The following is a 13,029-nucleotide window of genomic DNA, read 5'->3' on the forward strand; positions in this document are numbered from 1 at the left end:
TTACGGCCCCTGATCGAGGTGGTAGGGAGCGGTCAAGGGATTCGCCGCGGAGTAGGGGCTCGGGATCTGCCCAACGGTGCGACCCCACTGCAGTTCCAATTCGGTGAGTTCGCCTTCGAAGCGCGTGCCGGTGAGGAACGAGTTGTCCAAGCGGCTCAGGGTCAAGTCGATGATCGCGGTGAGATTGGCGGTATCGCCGCGAACCCAATTCTCGATCGTTTCGTTGGGGAAGGGATAGGTGGTCAGCAGGCTCAACGACCGCGTCATGGCGGGGCCTGCGTCCGCTAGAGACTGCAGCACCGGGCCCAGGTTCTTGAGGTTCTGTACCAGTGCATCCTTGGTTTGATGCACCGAATCTGCCGCGATCGCAGTGAATTTGCCAATCTGGTCGAGGGCTTCAACCAGGTTGTCACGCTGTGCGTTGACGACGGATAACGCGTCGGGGATGGTGCGTAAGGCGGTATCGATGACGGGTTTGTTGTCCGCGAGGGTGCCGACGAGCCCGTTGAGACTCTGAGTGGCGGCGATGATGTCGTCGGTTTGGGCGTTGGTATTGGCGATGAAGGTGTCTAGCTGCCCGATCAGACTCCGCAGATCCTGCTCTCTACCGGCAAATGCTGTGGCGAATGCCGTGGTGATGTCCTCTATTTGGCCGATTCCGCCGCCGTTGAGCAGCATCGAAACCGTGGCGAGGGTTTGTTCGGTGGTCGGGTACGCCCCGGCATTGTCCAACGGGATGAGTGAGCCGTCATGCAGTTTGCCTTCTGGGGTGGCGTCGATGGGGGGGCTCAATTCGATGTGCAGCGAACCCAACAGGCTGGTCTGCCCCACCTTGGCGGTCGCGTTGGAGGGAAGGTGTACGTCTCCGTCGAGACGCATGGTGACCAGAGCATGCCAGCCTTGCGTTTCAATCTTGGTGACGCTTCCCACGGTGACGTCACCCACCCGCACCCGTGAGTTGCGCTGGATGTTGGTGATGTCTGGCAGCTGCGCTTGGACGGTGAACGATCCTGGGCCCCCTCCTTCGGTGCCGGGCAGAGGCAAGCTGTTCACACCCCGCCACCCGCAGCTTGCGAGGCAGAACGCCGCCACCACTATCGCGATGACCACCCGGCATTGCCGCGTCTTCATGAGCCGCCGCCGGGAGGGAGCATCAGACCCGGCAGCCCCGCGGTCGGGTCGGTGGCGATCGGATCAGTTTGCGCTGCTTGGTCGATGGGCGCCTCGGCAGGAAGCGGCGTTACGACGGCAGCTCCGTCGGGTGGGGACATCTGCGTCGGTTCCGCAATGGGTGGAGGCACGAAGTCTGGGCGCATCCAATTTTCGCTGTAGGTGACTTCGTTGGGCCGAGTTTGTGCGCCCACGATCGGGTTCAACCCCACGAAGGGAAAGTTGTACTGGCGATTCTTGAGGATGGGCGACAAGTACTGCACGCACAGCTTGGAGGATTGTTCGGCGTTGAGCCGCGATGCGGCTTGAATGGCGCCGCACAAGAACGACACTGGGTTGGAGAAGTTCTGTGCGGCCAGTACACCGGTGAAGGTGGCCTGTGCGGGCTGGTAGATGTTTACGAAGTTGCTGATCGAGGTGGGCGCTACGTGCAACGTCTGTTTGAGGTCTTCGCGGCTGTCGTTGAGCGCCTGGCTGATGGACGCGAGTTTGTCGAAGGTCGTTCCGACGTTCTCACGGTTGTCGGCTACGAAACTGCTGACTTGCGAGATGGCGGTGTTGAGGTCCTCTGCTGCGGTCGCGACTTCGCCGGGATCGTTGGAGAGGAGTCCTGTGACCGAGGCCAGGTTACCGTTCAGCTGACGCATCAAATCTGTGCTGCCCTGCAGCGCGGACACTAACGTCGACAGGTTCTTGATGGTCGAGAAGATGTCGGTGCTGTGGTCGCCAAGAGCGGAGAATGCCTGTGCCAGTTTGATGATCGTGTCGCGGATGTTCGCCCCTTCACCGCGCAGGTTGTCAGCTGCGGTGTTGACGAAGGCCCCCAAGGTGCTGACGCCGCCGGGTTGGGTCGGTTGAAGCGTTTGGGTGAGGCGTTGTAGTTGTACGCGAAAGTCGTCGAATTCAACCGGTACGGCGGTGCGCGCCAGTGGGATGACCGCGCCTCGATTCAACGACGGTCCGCCGGTGTAGGCCGGTGTTAGCTCGATGGCACGCGAGGTCACCAAAGACGGGGACAGGATGACGGCTTTGGCGTCGGCGGGCACCCTGTACTTGTCTTCGACCCAGAACGTGATCCTGACGTTGTCGGGAGCAGGCTCGATCTTGTCTATCTTTCCGACCGGTACGCCGAGAATTCGAACCTCGTCGCCGGTGTAGATACCGTTGCTGTTGGCGAAATACGCCGTGAACGTGGTTCGGTCGAGACGCCCGGTGACACCCGTTGCGTACAGCACGGCACCAGTGAGAATCGCCACCAGCGCGACGGCTACTGCCGACCGCAGTCGTTTTTTGGAGGTCACGGTCAGTTTCCTGCCTGGGTTGGGGGTTCACCGGGCGCTGGGACGTAGATGGGTTCCTGCGCAGGAACATCGGCTGCGCCGGGCGATGGCGGCCCGGGTGGCGGCCCACCTGGCGGCGGCGCCGGCACCGGCTCGCGGTAGGGATAGCAACCCGGGCCCGGTGACGGGGACGCCGGGTTCCCACAGGACGAATCGCCGGGATTGCCGGTAATCGCGTCGGGGACGGTGAGGCGTGGCTCGCCTCCTTGCCCTGTCCGCGGGAAGGGTACGGGGAGGGCGGGCGTTCCCGGCTGACCGGTCTGGGGATCGGTCAGTTCAGAGGGCAACTTGACGTTGGGATCCAACCCTAGATCCGAGAATGCCGCGTCGACGAAGGGTTGCACGAACTGTCCAGGGAGGAGGTTGGAGATGTAGGCGTTGAAGAACGGTCCTGAGGACACCGATTCACCCAGTGCCAGCGAGTAGGCGTTGACACCCTTGATCGACTCCTGCACCTTGCCCTTGCGATCGTCGATGATCGTCAACACCCCGTTCAGCTTCTCCAGGGCCGGCTTGAGCTGCTGATGGTTGTCGTCGATGAATCCGCTCAGTTGTCGGCTCGCGGCAGAGATGTTGCGCGAGATCGCATCTAGCGAAGCGCTCTGCGTGCGGAGTTCGGCCAAGAGGGCGTTCGTGGCTGAGACCAGGGTGACGATTTGGTCGGTTCGCTCAGCAAGGACGGTGGTGGCCTTGCGTGCGTTTTCGAGCAACGAACGTAGTTGGGCGTCACGCTTGTTCAGGGTCTCGGCGAAGCGCGCTGCCCCCTGCACCGCGATCTTGAGATCGGGTGGTGTCTGCGAAAAGGTTTGGGCAAGGGTGTCGAGGGACTGGGACACCTGGTCAGTGTTCAGCCCGCTGATCGTCTCCGTCAGATCCCCTAGCGCGTCAGGAAGTTGATAGGGCGAGGTGGTGTGGTCCAGCGGTATGGATCCGGACAGTGTGTGGTCGCCGCGCGGAATGACCTCCAAGACTTTGGAACCCAGCAGCGTCTTGGTCTTGATGGCTGCTTCGGTGCGGTCGCCCAAGGGAATGGAGTCGTCGACGGTGAAGCTGACGACGACCTTGGCGCCGTCGAGCTCGATGCCGGTGACGTCACCGACGCGGTAACCCCCGACTTGCACTGCGGCGCCGGTCGTCAGACCCCCGGCTTGCGCGAAGTCCGCGCTGTATGCCGCGCCGGAATTGATGAAGGGCAGCTTTTTGTAGCTCAATGCAGCCACCACCATCACGGAGAGCACCACCACGCCGACTGCGCCGATGATGAACGGGTTGCGTTCGGAGAAGCGCTTCACCTTGGAGCACACCGCCCCGAGGCTTGGCTGGCGGCCTTGACGTACACCGGTTGACCACCCTTGCCGTTGATCTTCAGAATGACGTCGCAGAGGTAGAAGCTGAAGAAGTCTCCGTAGAGGCCCTGCCGACCGAGTGCCCGATACTTGTCGGGGAGCGTGTCTATCAACCGTTCGAGGTACTCGTGATCACTCAGAGCCCGCGCTCCCACTCGGTCGGTCTGGGCGACAACCGTTTTGAAGGGTGGGCGGGCGTGGCTGAGCAGGTCGGCAACGGTCCCCGCGGCGTCGTTGGCGTGAGCGATGCTGTTGGTGATGTCTCCGCGGCGGTCTGCCAGCGCCTTCACAAGTTCTGACAACGACTGCACTCCTTTGTCGAACTGCGCGTCTTGGTCCCCCAGCGACCCCAGCACCGTGTTGAGGTTCGTGATGACGTCCCCGATGAGCTGATCGCGGTCCGCCAATGTGTTGGTCAAAGAAGAGGTTTGAGCCAAGAACGAGTTGATGGTGGCGCCCTGGCCCTGCAGCGCCTGGATGAGCTGGCCGCTCAGCGCGTTCACTTGTTCCGGATTGAGCGCGCGAAACAGAGGGCGGAAACCACCGATCAACGCGTCGAGGTCGAGCGCGGAATCGGTGCGTGAGAGGGGGATGGTCTGGCCGGGGCGCAGCGGCTGCACATCACCGGCTCCCTCCTCGATGGCGAGAAACCGGTCTCCGATGAGGTTGTCGTAGCGTATCGCGGCCCGGGTGCCTTGCGTCATGCTGACCGCGCCGGAATCCACGGTGAAGTCGACCAGGACGACCGCATTGGGTTGAACGGCAATGTGTTCCACCTGGCCGACTTCCACGCCGGCCATGCGTACGAAGTCACCGTTCTTGAGTCCGGAGACGTTGGTGAACTCGGCGTGGTAGCCGCCTTTGTCTTCGAACCGGAGTTGGGCGAACACCGCCAACAACGCGAACAGTCCTAGGAGGCACACCGATACGAAGGCGGTCAGGCGCCAGATGGCGCCGGAGAGGTTGTCCTTCATCGATCTTCCTCACGAGCGGGGGTCGTCGAAGTCACGGAATCGGCACCCCGTTGAGGGAGTTGCCCGGAGGAGGGGGTGCCGGTGCGGATGCCGATGGCGCCTCACCTGGTGACACGACCGGAGCGGCCTCCACTGGCGCATCGGGTGGCGGCGGAGGCGCCGCCGGTATTCCAGGCCACAGCGGCACTCCGCCAGGGCCGTAGAGCGCGGCTCCATAGGGGGGTGCGCCGGGGTAGGGGACGGGGCCGATGGCCGGGCCTGGCAGACACTGTCGAATGCTGGGCGGTTTGGGTACCGCCCGGGTCACCGGTAGGTAGTTGCCGTAGCAAGGACTTCCGATCCCGAGGTTGGGGCGGACGTCGACGCCGGTCCCCCACCCCGTGTTGGTGATCAGCTGGCGTACCGGGAAGTTCTTGCTGGCATCGGGCAGCGAGCCGCAGCCCGGTCGTCCGCCAGGTCCGCCCTTGGCAGCCACCACGGGAAGGTTGTCCGGATAGCGGTAGGGGTCCTTGCCCCAGAGCAGAGCGGCATCGGCGACATCGGAGTAGCCGTTACCGCCAACCGCGGCGAAGCCGCCGTTGTCCAGCCACCACTTGGATCCCACGAGCAAGCAGGTGTACTCCGGGTTGTACTTCATCAACAGATCCGTCGTCGGTTGCAGCACGTTCACGGCGTCGATCAAGTTCTTCTGGTTGGGCGCAAGCAGATTGACCGCCGACTGGGAAAATCCGATAACGCTCAGCAAAAGCGAATCCAGGTCAGCGGCCTGCTTCGTAATCGTCGCACTCGTGGTCGACGCCGCGTCGAGAATGCGTACCAAATCCGGTGCGGCCGCGGCATACGCGTCACTAAATCCCTTGAGTGAGCGGAAATCCCCGCCAATGGTGTCCGCGCGGTCGTTGAGCGCTGCGAGAACTTCGTTGGCGGCTGAGGTCGCTTCGCCGATGCGTGGGCCTTGCCCGCGCACGCCGTCGGCGAACGCGGTCAGCACAGCGTTGAGCTTGTCGGGCTGGACTTGTTTCAACACGCCGGTGAGGTTCTCGAAGACGGTGTTGACCTCGGTGCTGACGTTGCGCGACTGCAACACTGCTCCGGAGGACAGGTGTCGCGAACTCGGATCGTCGGGCATGACGAGGTCGACGTACTTGGCACCGAACGCGGTGGTTGCCCGTATCTGCGCCTGTACGTTGGCGGGAATGCGGTCGACCTGATCGGGGTCGAGGTTCAACGTCAGCCGTACCTGATCTCCCCCACCGCTGATGGTTCCCACCTTGCCGATTTGCACGCCGCGCAGCTTGACCTTGGCGCCGGTCTCCATCACCAGCCCGGCGCGGTCGGAGGTCAGCGTGATCGGCACCGTCGAGGCGAACGTGCCCGCGAAGAGCAGCGAGCACGCGACGACGGCGGAAACGACCACGAGTACCAACACCGCGGCGGCCCATTGGGGGCGAAGCCGCGATTGCCTGAACATGTCTTCCATCTGCTATCCCGAGAGGTTGAAGTTGCCGGACTGGCCGTAGATGGCCAGTGACAGGAACAGGGTTACCAGGACGACGCAGATCAGGGACGTGCGCACAGCACGTCCTACGGCCTCGCCTACGCCGGCGGGGCCGCCCGAGGCAGTGAAGCCGTAGTAGGTGTGAACGAGCATCACCACCAGCGCCATCAGGATGGCCTGCAGGAACGACCACACCAGGTCGGTCCAATTCAGGAACGTGCCGAAGTAGTGGTCATAGACACCCGTCGACTGGCCGTAGATGGCTGTCGTGGCAAACCGCGCGGAGACGAAGGACATGACGACGGCTACGCAGTACAGGGGGATGACGACGATGATCCCGGCGATCAGGCGGGTCGACGCGAGGTAGGCGATTGACTTGATGCCCATGACCTCCAGCGCATCGATCTCGTCGTTGATGCGCATTGCCCCTAGCTGCGCTGTCGCGCCGGCCCCGATCGTTGCGGCGAGGCCGATGCCGGCCACCAACGGTGCAGCAATACGGACGTTGACGTAGGCGGAGATGAACCCGGTCAACGCCTCGACGCCGATGCCGGACAGCGAGTTGTATCCCTGCACCGCCAGCACCGCACCTGCCGACAGTGTCAAGAACCCGATGATGACGACCGCGCCGCCGACCACGGCCAATGCCCCGCTGCCGAGGCTCATCGACGCGACCAGCCGTAGCAACTCTGTGCGGTACCTGGTGAATACGTCGGTGACCGATGTCAGCGTCTTGCCGTAGAACAACGTCTGGAAGCCGACGCGGCGCCAACCGTTGGACCAGCGGCGCATACGGAGGCGAAGCCGTGGAAATGACTGTGAGGCAGCAGTACTCATGCGCCAGCCTGCACGCCGACAGCGGTGGTGATGACGTTGATGAAGAACAAGGCCATGAAGGAGAACACGACCGTCTCGTTGACGGCGTTGCCTACGCCGGCTGGTCCACCGCCGACGTGGATCCCCTTGTAGCAAGCGATGAGGCTCGCGGCGAACCCGAACAGTGCCGCCTTCACCACGGCGGTGATGACCTCAGGCAATCCCACCAACAACGTCAGGCCTGCCGCGAAGGCGCCGGGGGTCACGTGCTGGATGAAGACCGAGAAGACGAACCCTCCAGTCAGGCCGATGAGGGTCACGATTGACGAAAGCAGCAGCGCCACCAAGGTTGCTGCCACAACCCGCGGCACCACCAATGCTTGGATCGGGTCGATGCCCATCACCCGCAAGGCGTCCAACTCGTCGCGAATAGTGCGAGCACCAAGATCCGCACACATGGCCGTGGCGCCGGCGCCTGCGACGACGAGAACGGTTACCACAGGCCCGATTTGGGTGACGGCACCCAACGCAGCACCCGTTCCCGAGGCGTCGGCAGCGCCGATCTCTACGAGCAGGATGTTCAGGATGAAGACCGTGAGGACGGTGAAGGGGATGGACAACATCATCGTCGGCACCAGCGAGACGCGGGCGACAAACCATGCCTGCAAAAGGAATTCGCGCCAAGCGAACGGTGGCTTGAAGATCAGTACCACCGTGTCGAGAGACATCGCGAAGAACTGCCCCAGTGCGCGCGCTGGCCCTGACAGCGCACCGAGAGGGACCGACGTCATGTCTTGCTCCTCGCCCGTCGAATGTTCGATTCAGCCGCCACACCACAGCGCAGCTATACGTGTAAGGCAGGACTATACACGCCGAATCTTGTGACTCAAGCCACATGCGAAAGTCGTCATCCGGAGCCTCCCGGCAAAGCGCGAAAGCACAGCCCGGAAAGCAGTCAGGTCGTTGATGCATCGGGTTCGGCAACGACTACGGCGGTCGACCTTGGGGAGCCGCGAAGCCCCACGAAGCAGGCATGAGCGCGCCATCGAACCAGCTGAGAACGCAGGCTCCGACGTCCACGCGGCACAATTCAGTGGGTCGGCAGTTACAGACCCCTGGCTAACGCACGGCGCTCATCGACACCATGCCGCCCAGTCGTGCGGTGATGATGTCCTCGGCTTCTGAGACGATGCGGGAGATCAACTCCGCGCACGTCGGGATGTCGTCGATCAACCCCATCACGGTGCCCGCAGTCCAAATGCCCGCGTCGACGTCGCCGTCCTCGAACACCTTGCGACCGCGCACCCCGGCCACCAGATCCTTGACGTCCTCGAACTGACCACCGCCCTTGAGGATCTCCACCACTTCCCGCGAGACCACGTTGCTCGCCACCCGGGCGGTGTTGTGCAGGCTGCGGAAGATCAATTCGGTGCCACGCTCGTCACCGGCGACGATCGCGTCCTTCACGTTCTGGTGAATGCACGACTCGACGGTGCACATGAACCGCGTGCCCATGTTGACCCCGTCAGCACCCAACGCCAACGCCGCCACCAGACCGCGAGCGTCACCGAAACCACCCGAGGCGATCATCGGAATCTCGATTTGCTTGGCCGCCGCCGGAATCAGCACCAGCCCGGGCACGTCGTCCTCACCGGGGTGACCGGCGCACTCGAACCCGTCGATGCTGATGCCGTCGACGCCGAGGCCTTGGGCCTTGACCGCGTGCCGCACCGAGGTGCACTTGTGCAGCACCTTGATCCCGTTGTCGTGGAACATCGGCAGGNATGACCGGCGCACTCGAACCCGTCGATGCTGATGCCGTCGACGCCGAGGCCTTGGGCCTTGACCGCGTGCCGCACCGAGGTGCACTTGTGCAGCACCTTGATCCCGTTGTCGTGGAACATCGGCAGGTGCGGCGCCGGGTTGGACCCGGCGGTCTCGACGATCTTGACGCCCTCGTCGACGATGACCTGGCGGTACTCGTCATACGGCGGTGGGGTGATCGACGGGAGAATCGTCAGGTTCACCCCGAACGGCTTGTCGGTCAACTCCCGGGTCTTGGCGATCTCACGCGCCAAGTCCGCCGGGGTGGGTTGCGTCAGCGCGGTGATGAACCCCAACCCGCCCGCATTGGCCACCGCGGCAACCAGTTCCGCGCGACCGACCCACTGCATACCACCCTGGGCGATCGGGTGCTCGACACCGAAGACCCCGGTGAACTTCGTCCGAATGCTCATCGGTGCCCTCTGCTCTTCGCGCGAGCGCTCATCGGTGCCCTCTGCTCTTCGCGCGAGCGCTCATCGCGGTGCCATCCGGATGGCACCGTCCAACCGGATCACCTCTCCGTTGAGCATCGGGTTCTCCACGATGTGCTGCGCGAGCGCGCCGTACTCGTCGGGATCACCGAGCCGCGCGGGATGCGGAACCTGCTGACCGAGCGAACGCTGAGCCTCCTCGGGCAGCGAACCCAACAGCGGGGTCTTGAACAGACCGGGGGCGATGGTGCAGACCCGAATCAGTTCGCGGGACAGGTCGCGGGCGATCGGCAGGGTCATCCCGACCACACCACCCTTGGACGCCGAGTACGCCGCCTGACCGATCTGACCGTCGAATGCCGCCACCGACGCGGTGTTGACGATGACACCGCGCTCCTCACCAAGCGGTTCGGTCTTGGCGATCCGCTCGGCGGCCAACCGGATCACGTTGAACGTGCCGATCAGGTTGACCTCGACGACCTTGCGGAATCCGTCGAGCGGGAACGGACCGTTCTTGCTCACCGTCTTGACCGCATTGCCGATGCCGGCGCAGTTGACGTTGATGCGCAGCGGACCCATCGACTCGGCGACGTCGAGCGCCTTGGCCACCGCATCCTCGTCGGTGACGTTCGCCGCGACGAACTTGGCGCGCTCCCCCAACTCGGCGACCACTTCCTCACCCTTGAGGTCGATGACCACGACACTGCCGCCGGCGTCCAACAGCCTCTTCACGGTCGCCAGGCCCAAGCCCGACGCACCACCGGTGACGACCGCCACCGAATCCCTGATCTGCATGGACCCCGCTCCCTCGTGTCGCCGTGGGGCAGCCGCAATTCACCCCGATGGAGACGAACTATACATGTACAGTTCGTGGTTCCGTCTGTGCTCGCTCGCACACCACGTGGGCACGTATTCCGAGAGGTGGCCGTCATGATGCAGACCTACGCAACTGATGCTGCACTGCTGATGCTCCGCCTGTGCCTGGGCGGGACGATGCTGGCGCACGGCTTGAACAAGTTCTTCGCCGGGGGCCGGATTGCGGGTACAGCCCGTTGGTTCGACGGGATGGGTATGCGACCCGGCCTGTTGCACGCTCGCGTGGCGGCAGGATCCGAAGTGGCCGCGGGTATTGGCTTGGCGCTGGGGGTCCTCACGCCGGTCGCGGCGGCCGGATTCGTTGCGTTGATGCTCGTGGCGGGGTGGACAGTGCACCGGGGCAACGGCTTCTTCATCGTCAAGGACGGCTGGGAGTACAACCTGGTGTTGGCCGTAGCGGCCGTTGCGGTGGCAACGCTTGGCGCTGGCCGCTTCAGTGTCGACGCACTCCTGCCTCAAGCGGAGTGGCTGTCTGGGGGGATTGGCTTCGTCGTGGCCGTCGGGCTGGGCGTCTTGGGTGGTGTGGGTCAGCTCGCGCTCTTCTACCGGCCAGCCAAGGCTAGCTAGCCCCGCGTTGGTCGGCTGCGTCTCCCATTTCGAAGGAACAACAGATGTCCACCGTGTACACCAGTTGTCGAATCTGCCAGCAACGGTGCGGGATTGCGGTGACCGTCGAGGAGGGACGGGTCACGCGAATCGGTCCTGACAAGGCCAATCCGTACAGTTGGCGGGACTTCTGCGTGAAGGGTCGAACTGCGGCCGCCCTAGTGGAACATCCCCACCGCATCACCTCGCCGCTGCGCCGCGTCGGTGACAGATACGTTCCAGCCAGTTACGACGACGCCGTCGACGACATAGCCCGCTCGATACGGTCGATCATCGAACGTGTGGGTCCTGATGGCGTCGCCGTGTACTTCGGGAACCCGGCTGGCTTCAACGCCGCGGCGATTCCGTCTCTGCACCGGTTCATGAACGCGCTCGGCAGCAGGAGTGTCTTCAATTACGGGTCAGTTGACACCAATGGCTGGGCAATCGCGTGCGGCGAAATGTACGGGACGACCTTTTTCCCGATGATTCCCGATGTTGACGACTGTGACTTCTTCTTATTGGTGGGCGCCAATCCCGCTGAGAGCAAGATGAACTGGGTCGAATCGGTCCCCAACGGCTGGGCCCGGATCATGGCTCGCGTCGGAGACGGCGCCGACCTCGTCGTCGTCGACCCGTATCGCACTAAGACGGCGGACTCGGCGACGCTGCACATAGCCCCGCGGCCGGGCCAGGATTGGGCGCTTCTGCTGGCGATTCTCAAGGTGCTGTTCGCCAACGGCCTGGTTGACGAGTCGGAGTGCGCCAGAATCGGCGATGGGTTGGACGACATTCGTGCTCTGGCGTCCGCGGCCTCGGTCGACGAGTTGGCCGACCGGGCGGGCCTAGATGTGGGCACCATCGAATCCGTCGCGCTGCAGTTCGGAAGAGCGCGAACCGCGTTGGCCGTGGGGCGGACCGGGGTGTCGCAAACGAGCCGCGGCACCATCGCGCTGTGGTTGATTGAAATCCTCAACATCGTCACCGGCCGCTGGGATACGCCAGGGGGGAGGTACTTTCAGCCTCCGACAACCCGTTTGCGATTGCCCCTCTACGACGCAGCGCCGCATGTGTCTCGGGTTGCCCGACGACCGGCAATCGAGGGCACCCACGCTGTCGCAGAGCTGCCGGACGAGATCACCACACCCGGTCCGGGACAAGTCCGAGCGTTGTTCGTCGACCACGGGAACCCCGTGATCAGTGGCCCGGAGGGAGGCGCACTGGACGCTGCACTGCAGGACCTGGAGCTACTCGTCGCCGTCGACCTGGTGCAACGAGAAAGCCATCGATCAGCTCACTGGTTGATTCCCGGCACACATTGGCTCGAGCGCGCCGAGATCGCGCCCCTGCAGTCGGTTACGCAAGAGCTGCCCTTCGTACAGTTCGCCCAACGGGCCGTGTCTCCGCCGCCGGGCGTCGTGCCCGAGTGGAAGTTCTACGAAATGCTGGGAAGCAGACTTGGCCTCCCCGGATACAGGCCTGACGACCCGCGTTCCACGCCTGAGGATGATTGGCAGCGCGTCATGACACGCGGTGGCCGCATTGATTGGGCCGAGCTGCTACAGAACCCTCATGGTGTCATGCTCGGTCCGCGCGAATACGGCCATGCCGCAGCATTTTTGCGAACCGCGGACCAAAGAGTCAGGTTGGCCCCACCCCGGTTCATAGCCGAGTGCCGGCGACAATTGAGCACGACACCGCCGTCGGCGCCCCCAGGCTTGCCGTTGCAGTTGGGCAATCGACGCCGAATGAGCTCGATGAACTCCTACCTCAACGATCTTCCCGGAAGCCAACGCCTCGTGACGACCAACCGCGTGGAAATGCACGTCGACGACGCGAGGCGAGCGGGTGTCAGCGCAGGCTCGCGCGCACGTGTTCGGTCCAGCGTCGGCCAGATCGAACTGGAAGTGGCGATATCTGACGCGCCCCGCCCTGGTGTCGTCGTCGTCGAGCACGGCTGGGGTTCCAGAGTTTTCGACCCGTCTGGTTCGAGCGACCCCAGAGCACACGGAGCAAATCGCAACGAACTGTCCGCCCGCAGCGAAGAAGATCCGTTGTCTCTGATGTCGGCCTTCAACGAGACCTGGGTGGCAGTAGAACCGATACTCGATACCACCGCCAAATCTCACGAGCCGACCGCCGAATGACATGCGCAAACGTGTGGCGAAA

Annotated in this window: 10 protein-coding genes and 2 pseudogenes; 2 read left to right on the top strand and 10 right to left on the bottom strand. The window is 63.6% G+C overall.

The annotated features are described in order from the left end of the window. The 10 genes and pseudogenes from ASD37_RS12770 to ASD37_RS12815 all read right to left on the bottom strand — a co-directional run bounded on the left by ASD37_RS12770 (position 1) and on the right by ASD37_RS12815 (position 10,194). Positions 1-1,131: a virulence factor Mce family protein gene (locus ASD37_RS12770; RefSeq protein WP_056551331.1), complete on the bottom strand. Its 1,131-nt coding sequence runs from the start codon at positions 1,129-1,131 to the stop codon at positions 1-3. Further along, the gene (locus ASD37_RS12775; protein WP_056551332.1) at positions 1,128-2,471 is read right to left on the bottom strand and encodes an MCE family protein; all 1,344 of its coding nucleotides are present in this window, start codon (positions 2,469-2,471) and stop codon (positions 1,128-1,130) included. Before ASD37_RS12775 ends, ASD37_RS12770 begins: the two co-directional genes overlap by 4 nt. Positions 2,472-2,473: 2 nt before the next feature. Next, the gene (locus ASD37_RS12780; RefSeq protein ID WP_056553198.1) at positions 2,474-3,802 is read right to left on the bottom strand and encodes an MCE family protein; all 1,329 of its coding nucleotides are present in this window, start codon (positions 3,800-3,802) and stop codon (positions 2,474-2,476) included. Continuing rightward, on the bottom strand, positions 3,799-4,830 hold the full coding sequence (locus ASD37_RS12785) for an MCE family protein (protein ID WP_056551333.1): 1,032 nt from the start codon (positions 4,828-4,830) through the stop codon (positions 3,799-3,801). Before ASD37_RS12785 ends, ASD37_RS12780 begins: the two co-directional genes overlap by 4 nt. Before the next feature lie 31 nt (positions 4,831-4,861). Next, a complete protein-coding gene (locus ASD37_RS12790; RefSeq protein WP_056551334.1) occupies positions 4,862-6,310 on the bottom strand; it encodes an MCE family protein in 1,449 nt (482 codons plus the stop codon). A gap of 3 nt (positions 6,311-6,313) precedes the next feature. Next, on the bottom strand, positions 6,314-7,120 hold the full coding sequence (locus ASD37_RS12795; RefSeq protein ID WP_235568164.1) for an ABC transporter permease: 807 nt from the start codon (positions 7,118-7,120) through the stop codon (positions 6,314-6,316). A gap of 41 nt (positions 7,121-7,161) precedes the next feature. Further along, the gene (locus ASD37_RS12800; RefSeq protein WP_056551336.1) at positions 7,162-7,935 is read right to left on the bottom strand and encodes an ABC transporter permease; all 774 of its coding nucleotides are present in this window, start codon (positions 7,933-7,935) and stop codon (positions 7,162-7,164) included. A 328-nt stretch (positions 7,936-8,263) separates the two neighbouring features. Then, positions 8,264-8,815: pseudogene (locus ASD37_RS12805) on the bottom strand (NAD(P)H-dependent flavin oxidoreductase); the annotation flags it as partial. A gap of 113 nt (positions 8,816-8,928) precedes the next feature. Next, positions 8,929-9,381 (bottom strand): annotated as a pseudogene (locus ASD37_RS12810) (NAD(P)H-dependent flavin oxidoreductase); the annotation flags it as partial. Between the two features lie 60 nt (positions 9,382-9,441). Continuing rightward, the gene (locus ASD37_RS12815; protein ID WP_056551337.1) at positions 9,442-10,194 is read right to left on the bottom strand and encodes a 3-hydroxyacyl-CoA dehydrogenase; all 753 of its coding nucleotides are present in this window, start codon (positions 10,192-10,194) and stop codon (positions 9,442-9,444) included. Between the two features lie 138 nt (positions 10,195-10,332). On the opposite strand from ASD37_RS12815, the gene ASD37_RS12820 reads away from it, so the two are divergent. After that, the gene (locus tag ASD37_RS12820) at positions 10,333-10,842 is read left to right on the top strand and encodes a DoxX family protein (protein WP_056553201.1); all 510 of its coding nucleotides are present in this window, start codon (positions 10,333-10,335) and stop codon (positions 10,840-10,842) included. 44 nt (positions 10,843-10,886) lie between these two features. Then, positions 10,887-13,007: a molybdopterin-dependent oxidoreductase gene (locus ASD37_RS12825; RefSeq protein WP_056551338.1), complete on the top strand. Its 2,121-nt coding sequence runs from the start codon at positions 10,887-10,889 to the stop codon at positions 13,005-13,007. Positions 13,008-13,029 lie beyond the last annotated feature (22 nt).

It is taken from the genome of Mycobacterium sp. Root135, from assembly GCF_001426545.1.
Taxonomy (GTDB): Bacteria; Actinomycetota; Actinomycetes; order Mycobacteriales; family Mycobacteriaceae; genus Mycobacterium.

Coding starts and splice junctions, on each gene's coding strand:
- ASD37_RS12815 (WP_056551337.1), bottom strand. CDS start 10,194: ATGCAGATCAGGGATTCGGTGGCGGTCGTCACCGGTGGTGCGTCGGGC.
- ASD37_RS12785 (WP_056551333.1), bottom strand. CDS start 4,830: ATGAAGGACAACCTCTCCGGCGCCATCTGGCGCCTGACCGCCTTCGTA.
- ASD37_RS12825 (WP_056551338.1), top strand. CDS start 10,887: ATGTCCACCGTGTACACCAGTTGTCGAATCTGCCAGCAACGGTGCGGG.
- ASD37_RS12795 (WP_235568164.1), bottom strand. CDS start 7,120: ATGCGCCGCTGGTCCAACGGTTGGCGCCGCGTCGGCTTCCAGACGTTG.
- ASD37_RS12770 (WP_056551331.1), bottom strand. CDS start 1,131: ATGAAGACGCGGCAATGCCGGGTGGTCATCGCGATAGTGGTGGCGGCG.
- ASD37_RS12790 (WP_056551334.1), bottom strand. CDS start 6,310: ATGGAAGACATGTTCAGGCAATCGCGGCTTCGCCCCCAATGGGCCGCC.
- ASD37_RS12820 (WP_056553201.1), top strand. CDS start 10,333: ATGCAGACCTACGCAACTGATGCTGCACTGCTGATGCTCCGCCTGTGC.
- ASD37_RS12800 (WP_056551336.1), bottom strand. CDS start 7,935: ATGACGTCGGTCCCTCTCGGTGCGCTGTCAGGGCCAGCGCGCGCACTG.